The following is a 22,321-nucleotide window of genomic DNA, read 5'->3' on the forward strand; positions in this document are numbered from 1 at the left end:
AACTTGTACGTGTTTACCTCGCTACGTTTGTAAATGACATCTCTTTAATGAACTTCTCGGCATTACCTCACGGTTGCCTTTTATATGTTGCAATGACTTTCCTTCTAATCCTCAGGTCTTAATCTTCCTGATTCATTCCCAGTATTTCATCGTTTCAATCTTGTTGTTATCGCCTCGTCAACATCCGTTGTAAAGCTTCCCGTTTTTGTTGGGACTGCAAAGGTAGAAATCTTTTTCGTTTTGTCAAGCTTTTTATTTTTTTATTTTTAGAAAGTTTTAAACCCTTTCTGAAGCTTAACAACAACCTCTACTTTACATCCTTTCAATCCTCAGCACTCATCCTTTTCTCTGTTTCACTTCCTCCGAAGCGGGATGCAAAAGTAGGAAAATAAACCCGGATACCAAACAATAGCACACTAATAATTGTATACAATCGCTAACTGCATGATTTACAACACGAAATACTTCAAACTAAATTCCCCCGCAGCAATACCAGGATATTATTCCCCGTTCAAACCAGCCAAAACAAAGAATCCTACCTCTATTTATGTCCAATGCTATTCTGGTCTATGATTCACAACATTCTTATTATTCCCTTAAAACCCTGATAAAATCCACAAAATGCCCAATTACCACCTGAATTGATTCCAAAAAGACTTCAATTATACCCTCGCAAGTACATTTCACCTGTTCAAATCCCCTTTAAACCCCTTTTCACCGACTGTTCAAGCTCTATTGTGGCTGGGTTGTGTTGCACTTTGATACGGACTTCAAACGGAGTTGATACGGGGTTGATACGGCTCGAAGCGTTTCAACCCCGTATCAACTCCGTTTAAAGTCTGTTACAACCTGCTGGAGAACACAGCCAGTAACTTGCCTGAAACACCAGAAAACAGGGGCACAACATTTCCCATTCACTCTAGCACCGTCTCAATGTCGTTCTAACCCACTACAGTGGCACTTTTCTTCCGTAGTGTACTAGAATCACTTGACCTCATAGGTTATTCTATCGCTTTTACTTTACTTCATCTCTTTTACCAAGTTAATTTTGTCTGCATGCCTCAAAAGAAACCTATCCCCTCAGAAAAAACCTCACACCAAACCCATCTCAACCTAAAATTTGTTGAACTGAATCCCTAAACAAGAAAATCTTAAATTTTGTAATTAAGCAACATCCTCAGAAAGCTGGGCAGCTTTCCCTTCCATGGTTTGCTTGTTGATCATAATAACCGCATCATCCAGCTCTTTGGAAGATACCGCAAGAAAATCAATTAATTCCAGCACATCCTGGTTACCCGGAGAATCTTTAATCAAGCTGATCAATGCAAGTATATTACTCAGCGGCCTTCTCACCTGGTGAGAATTTAACCAGGCAATCTCTTTAAGTTGCTCATTCTGGCTCAGCAGTTGCTGCTCATATTTTTTCTGTTTATCAATATCCTGCATTGCTCCTATCATCCGGACAGGCTCCCCATGCTGATCAAAAATTGCATACCCGCGGTCCCTGATATATTTAAAAGAACCATCAGCACACCTATACCGATATTCCGCAAAGAAGTATTTCTGTTTATCCGTAATAATATTCTTAAAAGATTCCATGACTAATACCCGGTCATCCGGATGGATCTTCTGCATTGCTCTGAAAATATCAGGACTTGAATCTTTTGAATATCCATAAGTCTCATTATAGCCTTGCATCCATTTCAGCTGATCAGCTACAAAATCATAATCCCAAATCACATCATTGGTAGCATGGCTCACTGTTTCATATAAATGAAGCAGATCACTAATCTTCTTTTCATCTTTAATCGACTTATCTATATCTACGACCATGACCACATAAGCTCCATCCTTCAATAAAGGAATACGATGGAAAGTTGTCTTGACATAAAAACACTCTCCATTTTTCTTCCGGTGCAGCCAGATTTCAGATTCAGGATCAGCTTCACCACAATGATTCATAAAATTTCTAATTCGTTCATGCTCTTCTTCCGGGCGGATATCGAAGGTGGTCATCTGCAAAAACTCTTGCGTAGTATAACCATATAATTTTTTCATTGCCTTATTGACAGAAAGGATCTTAAAATTTCCTTTTGCCATCACGTAAATTGCGATTGGACTGGTATTAAATAATCTCTGATAATTTAATTCGGTAGTTTCCTGATTTTTCTGATAAAACCGGATAGAGAAAAAAATAATTACGGCCCCTATCACCATAAATATCAAATCCAGCAATACATGAAAATTAAGAAGAGTGTTATGTACTAAAACTACGGAAGCCCAATCAATCAGTCCATGCCCAATAAGCAGCGCCGTGATGCCAATTAACAGATAAAAAACTATTATTTTAAGCAAGGACAGGTTCTTCATTTGACGGGTATTTCTTCTTAACAAGTATCCTATTTATCTAAAATAGTAATCAATTATCAAAGATTTATACTTTTAGCAATTAATCTTTATCAAAAGATATCAGAATATCCTGTAACACAGCTTTTTCCCTTCCTTCTGAAAATAAATAAGATGACGATATTAAGTCTGAAAAAGCTAAACAAGCAGTATGATAACCTATTGGCAGTATGGTAACCTATTGACAGAATAATCGAAAAGCCCCGTCTGCAGATTTTTCTGTGTTTTATTAACTTATAAAAAGAATAGCTTTAATACTGTCGGTTGGATTAATACTGCCCGGTAGATAATAAAACCAGTGTACATGCTTCAACTGCCTCTATATGGTTTGCTTCCAATAGCGCTTCCAGTTCGTCATTCTCTGTTCCGGGATTAAAAATCACACGTTTTGGCTTTGTTTTAAGAATATAATCAAAATAATCAGGCTGTAGATGAGGCCCGATGTATAAAGTGATCGTATCTACATCAGTATGAATTTCTGAAGGTTTTTCAATTGGAATACCAGCAACTTCGCCGGCTTTGATACCTACGTTCACAATCGAATGCCCTTTTTCTGTCAGCATTTTGGCCGCCAGATAAGCATATCTCGCTGGATTAGGACTCGCACCTATGATTAGTGTGTTCTTCATCATTATCTGTTTTTACGCTTCGGTATCATTAAATATCTTGCGATACTATTTTTAAAAACAGCATCCCCCTTAAATTGTTTAGCTAAACTTCAGGATCGCATTTGCACAATTTACACCATCAATTGCTGCAGAAACAATTCCTCCGGCATAACCAGCTCCCTCGGCACAAGGATAAAGGCCAGCAACTTCCGGATGTTGAAAGGTTTCTCTGTCCCTTGGTATACGCACCGGCGATGAGCTTCTGCTTTCAATTCCTACCAGGATAGCTTCATTGGTATAATATCCTTTCATTTTTTTACCAAAAAGCGGAAGCGCATTCTTCAAACTTGTCGCAATAAAATCGGGTAGCATATCTTTCAGCATCACGCTTTTTGTACCTGGCAAGTAAGAATTCTTTGGTAAATCGGCAGAAAGACGGTCTTCGACAAAGTCGATCATCCGCTGTGCCGGAGCTACTAAATTACCTCCGCCCATCGCAAAAGCCTTTTCTTCAATTTCGGATTGAAAATTCATCATCCGCAGTGGATCTTCACCCGGAACATCTTCCAAAGTGACCTGAACCACTGTTCCTGAATTTGCAAAAGGATTATTACGCTTGGATGGTGACCAGCCGTTCACTACAATTTCATTCTCATAAGTTGCACAGGGCGCGATAATCCCACCAGGACACATACAAAACGAGAATACTCCCCTGCTGCCCACTTGTTCAACCAGGCTATAATAAGCAGGTGGTAAAAACTCGCTTCTTACCGGACAATGGTATTGTGCTTCATCAATAATAGCCTGAGGATGCTCGATCCTGACGCCCATTGCAAAAGGCTTGGCTTCTACCAAGATCCCCTTTTGATGTAATAAAGTATAAATATCACGCGCTGAGTGTCCGGTGGCTAAAATAACCGAGTCAGCGGTTAAAGTATAAAGTTCATTAACAACTACCCCTTTAATTTTTCCTGCTTCAATGATAAAGTCGGTGACCTTTTGATCAAAATGAACTTCACCACCAGCTTTTAAGATAGTTTCCCGGATAGCCGTGATAATATGCGGAAGTTTATTGGTTCCGATATGAGGCCGTGCGTCTACCAGAATATCATCTGTAGCTCCATGCTGAACAAAAATCTGAAGTACTTTGTTGATATCACCGCGTTTATTAGAGCGGGTATATAACTTTCCGTCCGAGTAAGTTCCTGCACCACCTTCACCGTAACAATAGTTAGATTCTGTATTAACGATCCCTTCTTTATTGATTAGTGCAAGATCTCTTCTGCGCTGTTTCACGTCCTTTCCACGTTCCAGCACGATAGGTTTCATCCCGTTTTCTATACACTGCAAGGCTGCAAAAAGACCAGCCGGCCCAGCCCCCACAATGATCACTTCTTTCTGAGCGCTTACATCCGGATAATTGACTGTAAATTCTTCTTCGGGGCGGGGCTCATCAATGAATACCTTAACCTGCATTCTGAAGATAACTTTACGGGAACGTGCATCTATAGATCTTTTAAGGATTTTATATCCTTGGATATGTTCTCTATTTATTGATAAAACAGCGGAGAGTTTGTTTAAAATATGTTCTTCCTGGCCTGCTTCTTCCGGGGCGATGGTAATTTCTATCTCTTTTTGCATAAGTTACGTCAGGTATTTATCCCGAATGGCCGCAAAGATAAGAAAACTGAGGTTAAAATAAAGATAGCTGCCAAAACAGGCGATAAGACATATGAACTTATATTTTTACATACAAGTTGTCAGGTTTTTCTCCTTAAATGTAACAAAGGTACGGAAATTGAGTTCTAATGTGTAAATTAACACGTAGAAACCAAAACATGATAAAAATGAAAAAAGCAATATTAGGAGTTATCGCTGCCTTGTTCATCACCACTACCTTAAGTAGCTGTGGTTATAATAGCATGGTTAAACTGGATGAGGATGTGAAAACCAAGTGGAATCAGGTTGAAACACAATACCAGAGACGTTCTGATTTGATCCCTAATTTAGTAAGTACTGTAAAAGGTGCTGCCAAATTCGAGCAAGGTACATTAACTGCTGTAATTGAAGCACGTGCACAAGCGAGTCAGATCAAGGTGAGTGCAGATGATTTAACTCCTGAAAAGCTAGAAAAATTCCAGGCTGCCCAAGGTCAGATCGGACAGGCTTTAGGTAAATTAATGGTATTGACTGAAAACTATCCGGAATTGAAAGCTACACAACAGTTTAGCGATCTTTCGGTTCAGTTGGAAGGTACTGAAAACAGAATTGCTGTGGCCCGTAAGGATTTCAATGATGCTGTTCAATCTTATAATGTTAAAGTAAGATCGTTCCCTAATAATTTAACTGCTGGTATGTTTGGTTTCAAACAAAGAGCTGGTTTTAAGGCAGATGCCGGAGCACAAAATACGCCTAAAGTAGAATTTTAGTAAACGTTTATAACATTTAAGGGTAATGTGTGTTCTTTTAATAAGTCATGCATTACCCTTATCTGTTTAATTTTGATCATTATGCCATTTCTGACAGAACAAGAACAAGACCTGATAACCAATGCAATTGGTGAAGCTGAAAAGTTGACTTCAGGCGAAATTAGAATTGCTGTAGAAAAACATTGTAAAGGTGAAGCTTTTGAAAGAGCTACTGCCTATTTCTCTAAATTGGGTATGGATAAAACGTCACAACAAAATGGCGTGTTAATCTATCTTGCCCATGGTGACCATAAATTTGCCATTATCGGCGACAGAGGGATTCATAAATTAGTACCGGAAGATTTCTGGGAAACTACACAAATCGCTATGCAGGCTCATTTTGCTGGTGGAAATATTGCAAATGGCCTGATCGCCGGTATTGGACTGATCGGTGAAAAGTTAGCAATACATTTTCCTTACCGCAGCGGAGATATTAATGAATTACCGAATGATATTATTTTTATGGATAAGCAGGAAGCAAATTAGATAAGCCCGGATGAAGAAAATATTAATCGCATTATTTCTTACCGTACTCTGTACAGGTGCATTTGCGCAGGATTATCCTGCCAAACCAAATACACTTGTAAATGACTATACGGGCACGCTGTCTGAATCTCAGAAACAACAGCTTGAAAGTAAACTTGTAGCATTTGACGACTCTACTTCTACACAAATTGCGATTGCAATTGTAAAAAGTGTGGGTGAATACGATATAAACGAATACGCATTGGGCCTGGGCAGAAGCTGGGGTGTTGGGGGCGCAAAAAATAGCAATGGTGTCATGATCGTTGTTGCTTTAGGTGACCGCAAAATTGCCATGCAGACTGGCTATGGTGTAGAGGGTGTATTACCTGATATCATCACCAAGCGGATTATTGACAATGAAATTAAACCTGCATTTAAAGCTGGCGATTACTATGCCGGACTGGATGCGGGTACTACAGCTATTATCAAATATACCAAAGGCGAATATAAAAATGATAACCCAAGAGCGGCCAAAAAAGGTGGTGGCTCTGGCGGGATATTAGTTATTATTATCATCGTTGTAGTGATCATTATTATCATCAGAAAAGGTGGTGGTGGAGATGGTGGCCAGGTGATTGGCGGCCGTGGTGTTGGAGAAGCTTTATTCTGGGGCGCGTTATTAGGCAGCGGCAGAAGTTCTGGCGGTGGCTGGGGCGGCGGTGGCGGCAGTAGTGGCGGCGGCGGATTTGGTGGCTTCGGCGGTGGTAGTTTCGGTGGTGGCGGTAGTAGTGGAAGCTGGTAAACTATGTATAAAAGAGATTTAATAACTGCCGAGATTCAAAAACTTGGACAGGCAATAGCAAGAATCCTGGGATTAAAACAGGAAGGCAGACTGGAAGAGGCTGACAATGGTTTAAATGAAATGCTGGAATCCGATTTCGGAATCCTGTTTACAGACCTGGTAGCTTGTGATGCAACAGATTTCATGGCTTTTCTGACGGAGAAAAATTTTCCTTCAGAAAAGCTGGAAATTCTTTCACAAGTGCTTTACCTCAAATTCAACACCACAGTGCTGACTGAAGAAAATAAGTCTGTTGCAGAAAAGCTACAGCTTACTTATCAGACCTTAGAAGTAAAACATCATGTAGTAAACATGAACAATCTAAGCCGTCAAAAAACAGTCACAGACTTTTTAAAACAGCACGCCTGATACAATACAACGAATGGAGATTAAAAAATGGGAAAAGCTTTCCTCCAGATACCTGGTTCAGGAAAGATGGGCGACGCTACGTGTAGATACCTGTAAATTACAGAACGGTGCAGTAAAAGATGATTATTTCGTATTGGAATATCCTGATTGGGCCAATGCGGTTGCGTTAACAAAAGATAATAAATTGATTCTTGTACGTCAGTACCGCCATGCAGCAGATATTATTTCATTGGAAATACCTGGTGGTGTTATTGAACCGGGTGAAGATCCGGAACATGGTGTCAAAAGAGAGTTACTGGAAGAAACTGGTTATTCCTTTGAAACCTGTGAGCTGATTGCAACACTTTATCCTAATCCGGCGACATCTGATAACAGGACATTTACTTATTTATTGACCGGCGGGATTAAGACACAAGATCAGGATCTGGATGAACATGAGATCTTAAATGTAGAAGAATATACGATTGAAGAAGTCAAACAATTTCTTGTGGAGAATAAAATAGAGCAGTCCTTACATACTTCAGCCTTATTTTATGGATTGATGAAATTAGAGGCGATTAAATAATTAAAATAGTATCAAATAATAAAACGGGCTGCTTTGAGTAAAGGCAGCCCGTTTGCATTGGATTAATTTGTATATTTCTTCTTTAAAAGTGCAATATCATCAGCTTTAAGGCCTAATTCTTCAGTCATAAACTGATCTATACTTCCATATTGCTGAGTGATCGCCCTTACAGTAGCGATCAGGTATTCAGGTTTAACTCCAGCCATATCACGGGCTACCTGCTCCTTAATACCAAATTGCATCATCATTTTCACCATCTTTTCATTCTCTGCTTTCCGGTACTCATTCGTAGCCAGATAATCTTGTAAAATAGTTTCATCGGGTACACCTACAGCATGTAAGAACAATGCTGCACCTATCCCTGTACGATCTTTTCCAGCTGTGCAATGGAATAGTAAAGCGTCGGTGTCTGGCATTTTCAATAGCTCCTGAAAAAATGGTTTATATTTATCTTTCAAATGCGCGGTCTGACTATAGAATGAGATCATTAGCGAATCTCCACTAGTGAGTTTCAGCAGGATAGCCATGATATTACCTAAACTTTCACTACCTGCGGGTAATTGTAAGTAGGAAGCACCGGCAGGTAAACGGTCTTTTGCTTTTGCTACTTCTTCATCACTCCTAAAATCAACAACAGATTTGATATGCTTTTGGGCCAGCAATTTAAGATCTGCATCCGTCAGTTTGCTGATTTCTGCAGAACGGTAAACCTTGCCCCATTTAACCTGTGTTCCCTCATTGGTCTGATAACCGCCAAGGTCTCTGAAATTTACAGCACCCTGAACAGGGACCAACCTGGTGGTATCATTAATGGTAATGCCTGAAGCCTGCAGACTGGCCAGTGCAGAGAAGAATAAAACTACTATTGCTTTCATATATTTATCAAAGATTATTTAAGTAACCACATTTTTTGATTGACCTCATCATTACCTCCATATTGCGCACTAACAGCTGCTTTATAATTTGCGGTATTGTTGTTTTGCTCATCCAGCGGATATTGCCAGCGAACTGGGATCGCACCTGATGGGTTAATTCCAGGCCCGTTATTGGCAAACTCAGGAATTCCGGTACGGCGCCAGTTATAAAATGCTTCCCAGGCAGAGTTCTCAAAAAAGGCTACATATTTTTGCTGAAGGATTTGTTTAAGGCCGTCTGCATTATCCCCTTTATAAACTACATTCGGGTGGTTCAGAAAATCATTGATTTTTATCGTAACCTTACCTAAAGTAACACCTTTAACATCACCAATATCATAACTCTGTCCTTCGGTTAATCCGTAGAAACTGATCGAAGCTTTTATCCCGTTCTGGTACCAGTTTGCTGCAGAGCCAGCTGCCCAACGCCTGTTAATTGCTTCGGCAATGTTAAAACATAGCTCTGGATAACCGATCAGCACTGCTGGATCCGGCCCGGTGAAAGTAGTGAAGTAACGTTTGTAGTTTACATAAGAATACATGCCTTTCGCATCATTTGCAGAAAGTGTACTCTGGGTTAACACAGTACTTCCACCAACGTAAGCCGTAAAATCATTCACTGTTTTACCTGCTTTAATTTCTGCTGGTGCAGGGGTCGCCGCAATAAAAGTACGCGGATCCTGATTTGCAGTGGTCAGATCGAGATAAGTTTTACCCAGGTTTTCAAACACGTTGTAAGTTTCATCAGGGTTATAGATAAACTTATTTACTGTCGCATTGTATTTAAAAGCAAGGTTATCACTATTACCTGTTTGAACAGGATATTTACCTGGATTATTTAAGATATCAGCAAATTGTTGCTTAACGTTCAAGTCTGCATTATCATCTGCACGTTTGCTTAAGCTGATCAACACTCTTAAGCGGTAACTATTGATCACTTTCTGCCATTGCAGATAGGTTAATCCATAAATATCTCCGCCTACAACTGTGTTGGAATTGTCCACACCAACACTGGGTTTAATTGCAATCGTGATAATTGAATTGGCTTCATCCAGTAATTGAAGACTTCTTTTGTAAACATCTTTCTGCGCTTCAAATTTAGGAGTCAGATTTTTTGAATCTCCAGCTTCCCCGGCAGGGATATCTCCAACCCGCTGTGTTAACCAGACAAAGCTGTAAGCTTTGAAAAATCTGCCTAAAGCGCTATAAACACTATTGGTAGTTCCAAGTTGTACCTGCGCCTGGCTTTCCATTTGTTTCACGTATCTCAGCAGATCGTAGGCAGTAGCCGTATTACTGAAAGCATAAGCATTCGTTGCCCGGTAATAAGCATTGGTAGAAACAGTAAATTGATTCCATTTACTCAATTGCCCAAATGGTTCCTCTCCTACTGCGTTTGAAGTTTTTTCTACCACACCGCCGCCCCGGTACATGCTCCAGGTCAAATGGTTTAATAAAAGGGCTACGGGAATATTTGAGTTCTCATTCGCTACGTTCGGGTTAGATAATAAATCGCCCTTCTGGCAGCTCCCCAGTGTAAGTGCAATTGCTATCACGCTGGTTATTTTTATAATATGTAGTTTCATCTGTTTTTAAGATTAAAAAGAGGGATTAAAAGCCTATACTGATATTCACACCATAGCGGCGGGCTGTAGAACTTTGCAGATCGCTTTGTTTACCGCCATTGGCTTTGCTGGAAAGGTTAAATCCTGAAGCATACTGATCAAGATCGATGTCTTTGCGTTTAGCAAAATAAAGCAGGTTTCTACCGATTAAAGAGATACTTGCCGATCTGATACCTGTTTTAGCCAAAAACTTTTTAGGTATCGTATAGCCAATCACTACTTCACGAAGTTTCACAAAGGAACGGCTGATCATAAATGGTTCATCAAACAATCCATAAACTCCGTTTTGTACGTAATTTCTCAGTGTTACTGCTTTTGTATTCTGAGCGAAAGTCAGCTGGTCATAGTTATCAATTTTTCCGTTGGTATAATGTGGGGTACCCGAAGTAATCACCACTCCATTTCCTACCATTGCACCGGTTGCATTGATGGTTCCACCGTTAGTACTCTGCCATTCTTTTAAACGCGCATCCCCGTACTGTCCTTCCACCAAATCAATCGCCGTACCTGCATTTAACATCTGTGCATAGGCATAATCAAATATTTTACCCCCGATACGTCCATCAAACTGAAAGCTGAAACTGAAATTTTTATATCCAAACCTATTATTAAAGCCAAACACGAAATCCGGGTTTGCATAGCCTAATAACTGGTTATTGTTTACACCTGCTTGCTGTGCTAATGGTAATCCACTGGCATCATGGATAATTTGTCCATCCGCAGATCTGACATAAGCACGTCCGTAAATCCCGTCCAGACGCTCTCCGACTTTGTAATTGTGGTTATTGATAGCCCAGCCATCTACGCCGTCATAGATTTTGCTTAAAGTTTCTTTATAGGTGGATACGTTGGCCATCACATCCCAGGTAAAGCCACTTTGAGTTTTAACGGGCGTACCAGTTATAGAAAGCTCCCATCCTTTTTTCTTTGAGGTGATCGCATTTACACTTTCAGTAGCATAACTTGTGGAATTGGCAACCGGCAATTGAAAGACCAGCGGGCCGTTGATAGAAGTGAAATAAGTAAAATCAACACCTAATCTGTTTTTCAGGAATTTGATTTCTGTTCCTGCTTCATAAGATTTCACATCAAATGGCTTAATTTGATTATTTGCGATATTCTTTGAGAAATCAACTGATGGCGTGTTATTGTAATAAGTATTCACGTTATAGGTATTCTGATTATCATAAGTAGGGCCGTCATATGAACTGTATAACTCTGTTCCGTAACCGCCATAAGTACCGCCCCCTAATAAATTACCAACCGTATTACCTGTTAAGGCGTTGTATGCTGTTCCAATTGTCGGACTTGTCAATGCACCTCTTACGTCTGCGAAAGAGCCACGCAATTTCCAGAAAGAGATCGCTTCAGGTAATTTAACATAATCACTGACTACTGAACTTAAGGATACTGAAGGATAAAAGAAGACGTCATTACCTTTTGGTAAGGTAGACAGTTTATCTGCACGGCCTGTAGTATTAATGTTCAACCAGTTCTTAATGCCAAAGTCAAAAGTATAATACCCACTGGATACCTGCATTTTAGAGCCGAAGTTGTAAGATTTAACAGGGCCTTGTGAGTTAGCGAGGTTATAAACGCCCGGTAAGGTTAAAGCATAAGTTGTTGCCCAGGTAGAGTTATATTCAAATGTTCTTAAGTTGGCACCCGCAGAACCTGAGAATGAGAAGTCATCACTGATTTTTTTGTTATAGTTAGCCAGGAAATCGTGGTTATGTTCCACTAAAGTCCGCTGATCTTCTCTGTAGTCTCCATACCAGATGTTATAAACACCATTGGATTTATTGAAATAGTAATCATTTACGTATTGATTTAAGTTCGTGGATGGCGGAACTTTCTCTGTACGCATTTGATTCCAGGTGGTAATTTGAGAACGCAGACTGAAGTTCAGGTTATCATTTACCTTATAACTTAATTTCGCATAGCCATTGATGTCTGTTTTTTTATGGCTGTGCAGCCATTCGTTAGCTGTAAAATAAGGATTGTTATGTCTGCCGTATTCTACGAAATTCTGCACCAATCCCGGACGGCCACGTGGACCACCAAAATAGTCTTTAACATCATTGAGGTCCCAGCTGGAAGATCCGTATACTTTAAACTGGTAAACGTAACTGTTAGGGCCGTAAGAAACGTCCGGAATATTTGGTGTGTACTGCGAGTTTAAATTCAGGTTAGCATCCATTCTCCATTTAGAGCTGAAGTTATAACCGCCGTAAAGATTCAGGTTATCAATATTCAGTTTAGTATTCGGAGCCATCCCCTTTTGATAAGTATGACTTACTGAGGTACGCATATCATATTTTTCGCCTGATGCACTTACTGAAACATTGTTCGTACTCAGGAAACCAGTTTGCATGAAATTCTCAAAGTTTTTACCTCCTTTAGAAAGCCATGGTGTTTTAGTCCGGATTCCGGTTACCGGATCTACCGGGCTATCATATTGTGCTACGCCCTGTCCGTCAAATTTAGGGCCCCAGATGTTTGTCCTGCGGTAACTTCCATCCAAATCGTAAAGGTCATTTCCGTAAGCATATTTATAGTCATTTCCATAACCATATTCTGTTTGTGCTTTTGGAACTGCGGTAAATCCTTTTTCCAGCATCGTGCTGCTATTGAATTCAACACTGAAACCACGGTCATCTTTAGTCCCTTTTTTTGTGGTAACTAATATTGCTCCATTTTGACCTCTGAAACCGTATAATGCCGCAGCATTCGGGCCTTTTAATACCGTATATGTTTCAATATCATCAGCACTGATATTCCAGGTATCTGAATTAACAGGTACACCATCTACTACGAATAAAAGGTCTGTACTTCCTCTCAAAACCAATTGAGGACGGCCAAGCAGCTCAGCGCTTCCTCCAACGGTTAATCCGGCAATTTTACCAGTCAGGGAATTAATTGCATTGGGTTCTCTGGCTTTAACCAGTTCGCTTCCTTTAATTTCCTGGGTGGCATAACCAATCTTTTTGATATCTTTTTTGATGCCAAGGGCTGTCACGACAATTTCAGTTAGCTGTTGTGAATCATTCTTCAATTCTATCTGCAATGCAGTTTCTCCATTGACCAGAATTTCCTGAGTCAGGTAACCGATAGAAGTGATCGTAATAGTTTTGCCTTTTGGTACACTTAATGCAAAAGTTCCATTTGTTGAACTTACTGTACCTGTTGAGGTTCCTTTTATTTTTATACTAGCACCAGGAACAGGGGCTTTAGTTTCGTCTGTGACAGTTCCTCTGATTGGCACATTTTGTGCAAATAGCTGTACAGTGGTTAATAATACAAATGCAGTTGTCAGCAGCATTCTTACAAAATTGGGTAGTTTTTTTTCCATGAGCTTTTTTTAGATTATTACTGCACGAAAATATCTGACAGGTATTAGGGAATTGTTTGCTCTGGAATATGATAAAATGATTTATCAGCTTGTTTTAGGGGACAAGTTGCAGATTTCTGCATTTAATGTTAAGAAATTAAAAAATTCAATACTGAAGGAAGAAACCCCTCAAAAAGATGTAACTTATTGATTACAATAGCTTGTAATATTTGCTGGCAGAATTTGATGAGCGGATAGAAAAGGCGGGTATCCGGATTAACTCATTTTGAGTTTCTTCTGAATATCATGTACATAACCTTTAAATTTCTTGTCTGTATCAATCAGGTCTTCTACAGTCTGGCAGGCATAAATCACCGTAGAGTGATCACGGCCTCCAAAGAAAGCGCCAATAGTTTTCAGAGAAGATTTAGTATGGCTTTTGGACAGGTACATAGAAATCTGCCGGGCTTGTACGATTTCTCTTTTACGGGTAGGTGATTTAACCATGTCTACCGGGACTTCAAAATACTCACATACCAGTTTCTGTATGTATTCCATAGAAATCTCTTTCGTCGTGTTTTTGATAAAGTTCTTCAGCATTTGTTTTGCTAAAGAAAGATCAATATCTTTTTTATTCAAAGTAGACTGGGCAAGTAAAGAAACCATAGCCCCTTCCAGCTCTCTGACATTGTTATCAATATTATTGGCGACGTATTCAACAACTTCTTGTGGAAGTTCAATGCCATCTGCATACATTTTCTTTCTCAGGATAGCGATCCTGGTTTCCAGATCAGGAATCTGCAAATCTGCCGAAAGGCCCCATTTGAACCTGCTCAGTAATCTTTCTTCCAGACCAGCCAGATCTTTAGGCGCTTTGTCTGAAGTCAGGATCACTTGTTTGCCTGATTGGTGCAGGTGGTTGAAAATATGAAAGAAGATATCCTGTGTTTTTTCTTTTCCGGCGAAATTATGCACATCATCCATAATGATCACGTCCATGGCCTGGTAGAAATTCACAAAATCATTAATGGTATTATTTTTCAGGGAGTCAACAAATTGCTGGCAGAATTTCTCGCAGGAAACATAGATAACCAGTTTATCGGGCATCGTCCGTTTAATTTCATTGCCTATAGCCTGACCAAGATGGGTCTTCCCCAGGCCAACTCCGCCATAAATCATTAACGGATTGAATGAAGTTCCTCCGGGTTTTGCTGCAACAGCATAACCTGCTGAACGGGCCAGGCGGTTACAGTCACCTTCAATATAGTTTTCGAAAGTATAATTTGAGTTGAGCTGAGGATCTACATTCAGCTTTTTTAGTCCTGGTATTATAAAAGGGTTTTTAATGTCCTTGTTTATAGAAACAGGTATTGGCATAGATTGCATTTTAGCTTCAGCCCCATTCCCGTTGGAGGGCATGTTAGTAGTATAAGGTGAGCCGCTATTGGAAGATTTATCTACTACGATGTTATATTCCAGTCTGCCTTCATCGCCGAGCTGCTTCTTAACAGTCTTGCGCAGCAGACCAACGTAGTGTTCTTCTAACCATTCATAGAAAAATAAACTAGGTACCTGTATAGTTAAAACTTTGCCATCAAGTTTAAGGGCAGAAATCGGTTCGAACCAAGTTTTAAAACTTTGGCTCGGGATATTGTCCTTAATAATTTGAAGACAGTTTTTCCATACTTCGGTACAAGTTTTTTCCATAGTGCCCTAAATATATTAATGATTTTCCCGAAGAATACAGCCTGCGAAAACTGACGTTCCGAGATATCGAAGATTCAAAAAATTATCAACAAAAAAAACTAAAATTTCATTTATTTAGTAAGTACCTAATCAGCAGAGTAATACCATAGTTAACCTAAATTTATTATGTGGATAACTATTTTTTAACATTCAATTAATACTCTCCGAAAACACTGCGTAATACATCGGCAATCTCTCCTAAAGTGGCATAAGCTTCTACTGCGGTCAGGATTAGCGGCATCAGATTTTCTGTTGACTCTGCTCCTTTCCTCAAGTTAGCTAAAGCGATCGCAACATCCTCATTATTTCTTTCTTTTTTTAGTTTATTAATTTTATCCGTCTGGATAGTTCTTATCGATTCATCAATTCTTAAAGTATCTGTAATTCCTTCTTTCTGCTGCGTAAATTTATTCACGCCGACAATCACCCTGGTGGCTTCTTCAACTTCTACCTGGTAGGCATAAGCTGCATCTGCAATTTCATTCTGAATATACCCGTTTTCGATCGCGTTGACAGCGCCGCCCATGGCGTCAATTTTATCAATGTATAACTGAGCTGCCGCCTCAATTTCATTAGTCAGGTTTTCAACAAAGAAAGAACCTGCTAATGGATCTACGGTTTCAGTTACCCCACTTTCAAAAGCGATAACCTGCTGGGTGCGCAAAGCAATTTTAGCTGCTGCCTCGGTAGGTAAAGACAGTGCTTCATCAAAACCGTTGGTATGCAATGACTGGGTGCCACCAAGAACGGCCGCCATGGCTTGATTAGTCACTCTGATGATATTATTCATGGGTTGCTGTGCGGTAAGCGTAGACCCACCCGTTTGGGTGTGAAAACGCAACATCTGCGCCTTCTCATCTGTTGCTCCCAAAGTTTTGGTAATATTTGCCCACATTCTTCTTGCTGCGCGGAATTTTGCGATCTCTTCAAAGAAATTGTTGTGACAATTAAAAAAGAAGGAAAGCCGCTTAGCAAAAATGTTAATGTCGAGCCCTTTTTCCAATGCTGCATTCAGATAGGCTTTTCCATTGGCTAGTGTAAAGGCTAATTCTTGTACAGCGGTAGAGCCGGCTTCGCGGATATGATAGCCGGAAATAGAAATTGTATTCCATTTTGGTACTTCTTTACTGCAGTATTCGAAAATATCAGTAATGATCCGCATGGATGATTTTGGCGGATAAATATAGGTGCCTCTTGCGGCATATTCTTTTAAAATATCATTTTGTATAGTCCCTGAGATCTGCTTGATATCTGCGCCTTGCTTTTTGGCAAGGGCGATATACATGGCAAGTAAGATAGAAGCTGTAGCGTTGATCGTCATGGAAGTGGTGATTTTCTCCAGTTCAATTCCGTCAAACAGTGTTTCGATGTCTTTAAGGGAGTCAATAGCCACACCAACTTTACCGACTTCACCTTCAGCCATTTCATGGTCAGAGTCATAGCCAATCTGAGTAGGAAGATCAAATGCAACAGACAGTCCCATTGTCCCTTGTTGTAAGAGATAATGGTAACGTTTATTGGATTCTTCGGCTGTACTGAAACCTGCATACTGCCGCATAGTCCATAGCCTGCCACGGTACATGTCTTTTTGAATTCCCCTGGTATAGGGAAACTGACCTGGTTTTTCGGCCATCGGCTGTGCGAGGGTATAAGTCGCTTTTATTTCAATGCCGGAGCTGGTTACAAACTTTTTCTCTTCCATATTAAAATAACTGATGAATGTCTTTTTGAATCAATTCCAAACAAAGGTCATATGGGTTTTCAGAAATCGATGCCATATGTTCCAGAACTTTTCTGCTGAGGTCTATGCCGCTTGCTTCTGCAGGTAGTCCTGCTACTGCATTATTCAGCATTGCGATGGTGTCTTCTTTTAGCTTGCGCAATACGTTCCAGCTGACAGGGTTTACGTAGAGCTGCTGGGTTACATTATGTTGGTACTCTGTTCTGATTTCATTTAAAATGATCCCTTGCAGTTCTCTGGCAGAGATTCCCTGCTGGTGTAGTCTGACAAACAAATTCGCAGGATTAATGCGTTCAATAAAAACAATCATTCTTTCGTGGGCCTGCAACCGGAGCGGTAGTAAATGACTGCGCTCTTCTTTTCTGGCTTCAAAAGATTTCAATTGGAAATATTTCTGCACTTTATTCCTGATCAGGTACCAGGCAAAAGCTACGGTAATACTGCCTCCTATAGCCAGAATGGCCACTAGTGTCAAAAAGTATGGTATGTTCATTTGGTTATGTTTGTCTTCAGCAAAAATGTATTTTTATTTCTAGAAATCTCGTAATTTATTCATTTGTGTTGGGCAGCTTTTTTAGAAGCAGTCTAAATTCTTGACGTCAAATTGACGGTCTTGCCATTTTATGTTATACAGTATAAACCATTTGTTATTATCTTTGCAGGAACAATCCTGATTTTGGACTGAGCACCATAAGGATATATTTGTTATTCCAAATTAGAAATATCATGAGTACAGTAGATACAGCGTTTGCACCAGTTTCATTTACTGAAACGGCTTTAAAAGAACTTTTGAAATTAAAAGATCAGCAGGAAATTGCTGACGATTTTGGTTTACGTGTTGGTGTTGAAGGCGGCGGATGTTCAGGTATGAGCTATTTGCTGGGTTTTGACCAGAAAAAAGACGGTGACCAGGAATTTATAATCAATGGAATGAAAATTTTCATGAATAAGGCACATCAGATGTATTTGCTGGGTATGCAGGTAGATTGGCAGGATGGTTTAAACTCAAGAGGCTTTACATTTAGTAATCCGAATGCAGAAAGCACCTGCGGTTGCGGAACCAGCTTTTCAGTATAATTAAAACATTTTCTTTGTAACATTTTAAAAGTCCCGTTGTCCTAACAGCGGGACTTTTTATTTTTAAGCCCGCCAAATTACATCCCGAAGAAATGACCTATACAGAGAATATAAGACTTGCCCTGCAATCTATAAGAAGTAACCGGCTGCGTACAATGCTGACTGCATTAATCATTGCGATTGGTTTATCGGCACTGGTAGGGATTCTAACTACTCTGGATGCGGTAAAAACGAGTATGACAGATGCTTTTTCGAGTATGGGTGCCAATGCTTTTACCATCCGGAATAAGGGTACCGGGATTCGTTTCGGTGGCCCTGGCCAGGAAGCAAAGTCTTCTAAGGCTATTCGTTATGAGGATGCGATTGCGTTAAAGAAACAGTTTGTGGGCCCGGCTACAGTGACGGTAAGTGTGATAGCGTCTGGTGCTGCAACGGCAAAGTATGGGCAGCAGAAAACAAATCCAAATATTAATATCAGGGGTGTTGATGAGAATGGGTTGAAGTCGTTGGGTGCTGATATTGCGAATGGCCGTAATTTCACGCCTGAGGAATCTGATCAGGGAGCAAATATTTGTATTCTTGGTAGTGAGATTGCCACTACTTTATTCAAGAAGGAGTCTCCGATTGATAAATTTATAAATGCCGGGGGCAACAGGATGAAGGTGATTGGTGTGTTGGTATCTAAGGGTTCAGGTATGGGCTTTAGTACGGACAGAGCAATCTTCTTTCCGCTTTACAAGGCTAAGGTGATTAATGCGGCGCCAAATCCTTCTTATACGATCAGTGTAATGGTGTTGAAGCCCGAACAGATGGAGAATGTGATTGGTGAGGCTACGGCTGAGTTCAGAAATATCAGGAAAATTAAGATCAAGGAGTCGAATGATTTCGAAATCACCAAGAGTGATGCACTTGCGCAGACTTTGTTTAAGGATCTGGCGATGATTGCGGTGGGTGGGATTGCGATTGGTGTGATCACTTTAATCGGGGCTTCTATTGGTTTAATGAACATCATGCTGGTTTCGGTGACGGAGCGTACGCGTGAGATTGGAATCAGAAAGGCTATTGGTGCGAATCCTTCTGTAATCAGAAAGCAGTTTTTAATTGAGGCGATCATCATTTGTCTGATGGGCGGGGCTATGGGTATTTTGTTCGGCGTGTTATTGGGGAATGCGATTTCACTGATGATGGGTGGTTCGTTTATTATTCCGTGGTTGTTTATTTTCGGTGGGTTTATATTGTGTGTGCTTGTAGGGGTTGCATCTGGTTATTATCCGGCGAAAAAGGCCTCGAAGTTAGATCCTGTGGAGGCTTTACGTTATGAATAGAGTTTCGTTTTTCAAAAGTCAAAAACACCAGTAGCCATATTGCTGTCGGCGCCTCCTGAAGAGGAGCCAAGGCCAGCAATATGGCTACTGGTGTTTTTGAACCCAATGAGGCACTCCACGGCCTGGTTGGTGGTAAGTCTGGGATTACTACTCAGACCTACCTGTTATACTGAGTTTGATAATACTTTTGATAGTTTCCTGAAGTAACATCACTCAACCATGTTTCATTCTCCAAATACCACTCCACAGTCTTCTCTAAGCCCTCTTCAAACTGCAAGCTCGGTACCCAGTTCAATTTCTCCTGTAACTTCGTAGAATCGATTGCATATCTCAAATCATGTCCTGCGCGATCCGTCACAAACGTAATCAGTTTCGCAGATTCACCTTCTGCCCTACCTAACTTCTGATCCATAATCTTACACAATAAATGGATCAAATCGATATTTTTCCATTCATTATGTCCACCGATATTATAAGTTTCGCCTGTTTTAGCTTCATGGAAAATAACATCAATTGCACGTGCATGATCTTCTACCCATAACCAGTCACGAATATTTTCACCTTTACCATATACTGGAACAGGAAGGTTATTCTTAATATTATTAATAGCTAAAGGAATCAATTTCTCAGGAAAATGATGAGAGCCATAGTTGTTTGAACAGTTTGAAATCACGATATCAATACCATAAGTATCGTGGTAAGCTCTTACGAAGTGATCTGATGAAGCTTTAGAAGCTGAGTAAGGGCTATGAGGATCATAACCTGTACTTTCAGTGAACATCCCTGTATCACCTAATGCACCATATACTTCATCTGTTGATACATGATAAAAACGTTTAGTCTGATAGTCGCCTTTCCAGTATTCTCTGGCTGCATTTAACAGGTTAACGGTACCAATTACATTGGTCATTACAAATGCTGTAGGATCAGTGATTGATCTGTCCACGTGAGATTCTGCGGCAAGGTGGATCACGGCATCAAAGTTTTCCTTTTGAAATAAGGCATTAATCTCTTCTGCATCGGTAATATCAGCTTTTACAAAGCTGTAATTCGGGTTTGCTTCTATGTCTGTTAAATTGGCAAGGTTACCTGCGTAAGTTAATTTATCCAGATTTACGATTTGATAATCAGGATATTTATTAACGAACCTTCTCACGACATGAGAACCAATAAATCCTGCACCACCTGTTATTAAAATCTTCTTCATTATGCTTATTTTTATCTTCTTTTTTTTTATAGGTATGTCGTTATAATTCTTTTGGAAGGCCCAGCTCTGAAGCTGCCCTTGTTAATTCGTACTGATCAAGTTTCTTTAAGACGATATTGAATTCTTCCTTCAGATCGTATTGTAAGTCTTCGTGCAGTTTCACGTATTTTTTATACAGGGCTAACGTTGTTCTTAAAAAGTATGTTTTCAACCGGTCATTAAATTTTGCCATTGGAGAAAGCACACTCTCATTATACCCTGCAGGTATAGTCTTCAGTAAGTACAATCTCAGTTCTGCTTCCGTATTGAGGTCTTTCGTCACTTTATAATGGTGATTGACCCGCCCATTCAACTTTCGGAGAATGACCAGTGCATCTTTGGAAGTTGCCCTCCTGAGCTGATTCAACAGCGCTACTGACTCATCAATTTCTTCTTTGAGTAATTGATGTCTTTCTTCCAGATCAGACTCGTCTTCCAGGAGTTTAAAGTGGAGATGTTCTGTGAGTACTTTATCTTTTGCGATCAGACGAAGCAATAACTTATCCTTTTCTTTATCAGGAATAGCTGTTATCGCAGCTTTAAGGTCTTTATGATCTTTTAATAACATTTAAAATGGGTTATCTTTAATATAATTTTCCCAGGCCCATGCTGATGACATCATTTGATTAATGTCAAGTTCTGCTTTCCAACCCAGCTGTTCGGCAGATTTAGTCACATCTCCCCATACTTGTTCAATATCACCTTCTCTTCTTGCGCCTATAGTATAATTTAATTGGGCTCCGGTAGATTTTTCAAAAGCACCGATAATTTCCAATACTGACGTACCTTTTCCTGTACCCAGGTTGAATACTTCATAGTTGGATGTTGCCTGACCACTTTCCATACGTTTAATGGCAGCAACGTGTGCTTTTGCAAGATCTACTACGTGTATATAATCTCTTATTGCGCTTCCGTCAGGGGTGTTGTAATCATTTCCATAAACTGTTATCGGCCCGCGTTTACCTATGGCAGATTGCGTAATAAATGGGATCAGATTTTGAGGTACACCAATTGGCAGCTCACCTATCAGAGAACTTTCATGTGCACCAACCGGGTTAAAGTAGCGTAAGGAGGTTACTTTTAAGCTTGGGGTAACAGCACAGGTTTCAGTCAGAATTTCTTCTGCGATCTGTTTTGTATTTCCATAAGGTGATTCTGCTTTTTTAACAGGGGCATCTTCAGTCACAGGCAATTTATCCGGCTGTCCGTATACGGTGCAGGATGAAGAGAATACCAGGTCTATTTTACTATCAAAAGCATTAATCAGATTAATTAATGAATAGAAATTATTTCTGTAGTATTTAAGGGGCTGTTGTACGGATTCTCCTACGGCTTTATAGGCTGCAAAGTGAATCACACCTGTAATCTCAGGATGCGCTGCCGCAAACTCTTTTACTTTTGCTTCATCACAAAGATCAAGTTCAGTAAATTCAGGTTGCTGACCAAGAATAGTTTCCAGTTGTTTCAGAATCTTCCGGTTGGAGTTCGCAAAATTATCTACCAGAATTATTTCATAACCTGCATTGATCAATTCTACTGCAGTGTGAGAACCTATAAACCCTGTTCCTCCTGTAACTAATATTTTTCCCATTTG

At 40.0% G+C, this 22,321-nt stretch carries 19 protein-coding genes; 7 read left to right on the forward strand and 12 right to left on the reverse strand.

The window, feature by feature from the left end; all coding sequences use genetic code 11:
• Nucleotides 1-1,164: 1,164 nt before the first annotated feature.
• From ABIB30_RS13655 to ABIB30_RS13665, 3 genes are all read right to left on the reverse strand, one after another.
• Nucleotides 1,165-2,370: a PAS domain S-box protein gene (locus ABIB30_RS13655; protein WP_354302886.1), complete on the reverse strand. Its 1,206-nt coding sequence runs from the start codon at nucleotides 2,368-2,370 to the stop codon at nucleotides 1,165-1,167.
• Between the two features lie 305 nt (nucleotides 2,371-2,675).
• Nucleotides 2,676-3,035 (reverse strand): CoA-binding protein, encoded by a 360-nt coding sequence (locus tag ABIB30_RS13660; RefSeq protein ID WP_354303340.1) that lies wholly within the window; start codon nucleotides 3,033-3,035, stop codon nucleotides 2,676-2,678.
• A 78-nt stretch (nucleotides 3,036-3,113) separates the two neighbouring features.
• Complete coding sequence (locus ABIB30_RS13665; protein ID WP_354302888.1) at nucleotides 3,114-4,655, reverse strand: NAD(P)/FAD-dependent oxidoreductase; 1,542 nt, start codon at nucleotides 4,653-4,655, stop codon at nucleotides 3,114-3,116.
• Between the two features lie 206 nt (nucleotides 4,656-4,861).
• Between ABIB30_RS13665 and ABIB30_RS13670 the strand changes: the two genes are divergently transcribed.
• The 5 genes from ABIB30_RS13670 to ABIB30_RS13690 all read left to right on the forward strand — a co-directional run bounded on the left by ABIB30_RS13670 (nucleotide 4,862) and on the right by ABIB30_RS13690 (nucleotide 7,722).
• Nucleotides 4,862-5,443 carry a LemA family protein gene (locus ABIB30_RS13670; RefSeq protein WP_068406961.1) on the forward strand — a complete coding sequence of 194 codons (582 nt, stop codon included), beginning with the start codon at nucleotides 4,862-4,864 and terminating at the stop codon, nucleotides 5,441-5,443.
• An 81-nt stretch (nucleotides 5,444-5,524) separates the two neighbouring features.
• Nucleotides 5,525-5,968, forward strand: a complete 444-nt coding sequence (locus ABIB30_RS13675) for a TPM domain-containing protein (RefSeq protein ID WP_111636433.1) — start codon at nucleotides 5,525-5,527, stop codon at nucleotides 5,966-5,968.
• A gap of 10 nt (nucleotides 5,969-5,978) precedes the next feature.
• Entirely contained in the window at nucleotides 5,979-6,749 is a 771-nt protein-coding gene (locus ABIB30_RS13680; protein ID WP_354302891.1) for a TPM domain-containing protein, read from the forward strand.
• A gap of 3 nt (nucleotides 6,750-6,752) precedes the next feature.
• Complete coding sequence (locus tag ABIB30_RS13685; RefSeq protein ID WP_354302893.1) at nucleotides 6,753-7,157, forward strand: hypothetical protein; 405 nt, start codon at nucleotides 6,753-6,755, stop codon at nucleotides 7,155-7,157.
• 13 nt (nucleotides 7,158-7,170) lie between these two features.
• Entirely contained in the window at nucleotides 7,171-7,722 is a 552-nt protein-coding gene (locus ABIB30_RS13690) for an NUDIX hydrolase (protein ID WP_354302895.1), read from the forward strand.
• 62 nt (nucleotides 7,723-7,784) lie between these two features.
• Here ABIB30_RS13690 and ABIB30_RS13695 read toward each other — a convergent pair whose 3' ends face one another.
• The 6 genes from ABIB30_RS13695 to ABIB30_RS13720 form a co-directional block, all read right to left on the reverse strand.
• Nucleotides 7,785-8,597, reverse strand: a complete 813-nt coding sequence (locus ABIB30_RS13695) for a tyrosine-protein phosphatase (RefSeq protein WP_354302897.1) — start codon at nucleotides 8,595-8,597, stop codon at nucleotides 7,785-7,787.
• A 14-nt stretch (nucleotides 8,598-8,611) separates the two neighbouring features.
• Complete coding sequence (locus ABIB30_RS13700; RefSeq protein ID WP_354302899.1) at nucleotides 8,612-10,222, reverse strand: SusD/RagB family nutrient-binding outer membrane lipoprotein; 1,611 nt, start codon at nucleotides 10,220-10,222, stop codon at nucleotides 8,612-8,614.
• A gap of 25 nt (nucleotides 10,223-10,247) precedes the next feature.
• Nucleotides 10,248-13,613 (reverse strand): SusC/RagA family TonB-linked outer membrane protein, encoded by a 3,366-nt coding sequence (locus tag ABIB30_RS13705; protein WP_354302901.1) that lies wholly within the window; start codon nucleotides 13,611-13,613, stop codon nucleotides 10,248-10,250.
• 255 nt (nucleotides 13,614-13,868) lie between these two features.
• Nucleotides 13,869-15,299: a chromosomal replication initiator protein DnaA gene (gene dnaA, locus ABIB30_RS13710; protein WP_068394970.1), complete on the reverse strand. Its 1,431-nt coding sequence runs from the start codon at nucleotides 15,297-15,299 to the stop codon at nucleotides 13,869-13,871.
• Nucleotides 15,300-15,492: 193 nt separating this feature from the next.
• The gene (locus ABIB30_RS13715) at nucleotides 15,493-17,040 is read right to left on the reverse strand and encodes an acyl-CoA mutase large subunit family protein (protein ID WP_354302903.1); all 1,548 of its coding nucleotides are present in this window, start codon (nucleotides 17,038-17,040) and stop codon (nucleotides 15,493-15,495) included.
• 1 nt (nucleotide 17,041) lies between these two features.
• Nucleotides 17,042-17,572, reverse strand: coding sequence for a DUF7935 family protein (locus ABIB30_RS13720; RefSeq protein WP_354302905.1), 531 nt, complete (start codon nucleotides 17,570-17,572; stop codon nucleotides 17,042-17,044).
• A 233-nt stretch (nucleotides 17,573-17,805) separates the two neighbouring features.
• Here ABIB30_RS13720 and ABIB30_RS13725 point away from each other — a divergent pair, with 233 nt between their 5' ends.
• Nucleotides 17,806-18,156, forward strand: a complete 351-nt coding sequence (locus ABIB30_RS13725; RefSeq protein ID WP_068406949.1) for a HesB/IscA family protein — start codon at nucleotides 17,806-17,808, stop codon at nucleotides 18,154-18,156.
• A 92-nt stretch (nucleotides 18,157-18,248) separates the two neighbouring features.
• Complete coding sequence (locus tag ABIB30_RS13730) at nucleotides 18,249-19,481, forward strand: ABC transporter permease (RefSeq protein ID WP_354302907.1); 1,233 nt, start codon at nucleotides 18,249-18,251, stop codon at nucleotides 19,479-19,481.
• 157 nt (nucleotides 19,482-19,638) lie between these two features.
• Here ABIB30_RS13730 and rfbB read toward each other — a convergent pair whose 3' ends face one another.
• The 3 genes from rfbB to galE are packed head-to-tail and all read right to left on the reverse strand — an operon-like array spanning nucleotide 19,639 to nucleotide 22,318.
• Nucleotides 19,639-20,688, reverse strand: coding sequence for a dTDP-glucose 4,6-dehydratase (gene rfbB / locus ABIB30_RS13735; protein ID WP_354302909.1), 1,050 nt, complete (start codon nucleotides 20,686-20,688; stop codon nucleotides 19,639-19,641).
• Between the two features lie 40 nt (nucleotides 20,689-20,728).
• Entirely contained in the window at nucleotides 20,729-21,295 is a 567-nt protein-coding gene (locus tag ABIB30_RS13740; protein ID WP_354302911.1) for a hypothetical protein, read from the reverse strand.
• Entirely contained in the window at nucleotides 21,296-22,318 is a 1,023-nt protein-coding gene (gene galE, locus ABIB30_RS13745; protein WP_354302913.1) for a UDP-glucose 4-epimerase GalE, read from the reverse strand.
• Between the last annotated feature and the right edge of the window lie 3 nt (nucleotides 22,319-22,321).

It is taken from the genome of Pedobacter sp. UYP1, assembly GCF_040547305.1.
In the GTDB taxonomy this organism is placed as follows: domain Bacteria; phylum Bacteroidota; class Bacteroidia; order Sphingobacteriales; family Sphingobacteriaceae; genus Pedobacter.

What these genes read in the sequence shown, in the direction of transcription:
- ABIB30_RS13655 (WP_354302886.1), bottom strand. Translation starts at nt 2,370, where the DNA reads ATGAAGAACCTGTCCTTGCTTAAAATAATAGTTTTTTATCTGTTAATT.
- ABIB30_RS13660 (WP_354303340.1), bottom strand. Translation starts at nt 3,035, where the DNA reads ATGAAGAACACACTAATCATAGGTGCGAGTCCTAATCCAGCGAGATAT.
- ABIB30_RS13665 (WP_354302888.1), bottom strand. Translation starts at nt 4,655, where the DNA reads ATGCAAAAAGAGATAGAAATTACCATCGCCCCGGAAGAAGCAGGCCAG.
- ABIB30_RS13670 (WP_068406961.1), top strand. Translation starts at nt 4,862, where the DNA reads ATGAAAAAAGCAATATTAGGAGTTATCGCTGCCTTGTTCATCACCACT.
- ABIB30_RS13675 (WP_111636433.1), top strand. Translation starts at nt 5,525, where the DNA reads ATGCCATTTCTGACAGAACAAGAACAAGACCTGATAACCAATGCAATT.
- ABIB30_RS13680 (WP_354302891.1), top strand. Translation starts at nt 5,979, where the DNA reads ATGAAGAAAATATTAATCGCATTATTTCTTACCGTACTCTGTACAGGT.
- ABIB30_RS13685 (WP_354302893.1), top strand. Translation starts at nt 6,753, where the DNA reads ATGTATAAAAGAGATTTAATAACTGCCGAGATTCAAAAACTTGGACAG.
- ABIB30_RS13690 (WP_354302895.1), top strand. Translation starts at nt 7,171, where the DNA reads ATGGAGATTAAAAAATGGGAAAAGCTTTCCTCCAGATACCTGGTTCAG.
- ABIB30_RS13695 (WP_354302897.1), bottom strand. Translation starts at nt 8,597, where the DNA reads ATGAAAGCAATAGTAGTTTTATTCTTCTCTGCACTGGCCAGTCTGCAG.
- ABIB30_RS13700 (WP_354302899.1), bottom strand. Translation starts at nt 10,222, where the DNA reads ATGAAACTACATATTATAAAAATAACCAGCGTGATAGCAATTGCACTT.
- ABIB30_RS13705 (WP_354302901.1), bottom strand. Translation starts at nt 13,613, where the DNA reads ATGGAAAAAAAACTACCCAATTTTGTAAGAATGCTGCTGACAACTGCA.
- dnaA (WP_068394970.1), bottom strand. Translation starts at nt 15,299, where the DNA reads ATGGAAAAAACTTGTACCGAAGTATGGAAAAACTGTCTTCAAATTATT.
- ABIB30_RS13715 (WP_354302903.1), bottom strand. Translation starts at nt 17,040, where the DNA reads ATGGAAGAGAAAAAGTTTGTAACCAGCTCCGGCATTGAAATAAAAGCG.
- ABIB30_RS13720 (WP_354302905.1), bottom strand. Translation starts at nt 17,572, where the DNA reads ATGAACATACCATACTTTTTGACACTAGTGGCCATTCTGGCTATAGGA.
- ABIB30_RS13725 (WP_068406949.1), top strand. Translation starts at nt 17,806, where the DNA reads ATGAGTACAGTAGATACAGCGTTTGCACCAGTTTCATTTACTGAAACG.
- ABIB30_RS13730 (WP_354302907.1), top strand. Translation starts at nt 18,249, where the DNA reads ATGACCTATACAGAGAATATAAGACTTGCCCTGCAATCTATAAGAAGT.
- rfbB (WP_354302909.1), bottom strand. Translation starts at nt 20,688, where the DNA reads ATGAAGAAGATTTTAATAACAGGTGGTGCAGGATTTATTGGTTCTCAT.
- ABIB30_RS13740 (WP_354302911.1), bottom strand. Translation starts at nt 21,295, where the DNA reads ATGTTATTAAAAGATCATAAAGACCTTAAAGCTGCGATAACAGCTATT.
- galE (WP_354302913.1), bottom strand. Translation starts at nt 22,318, where the DNA reads ATGGGAAAAATATTAGTTACAGGAGGAACAGGGTTTATAGGTTCTCAC.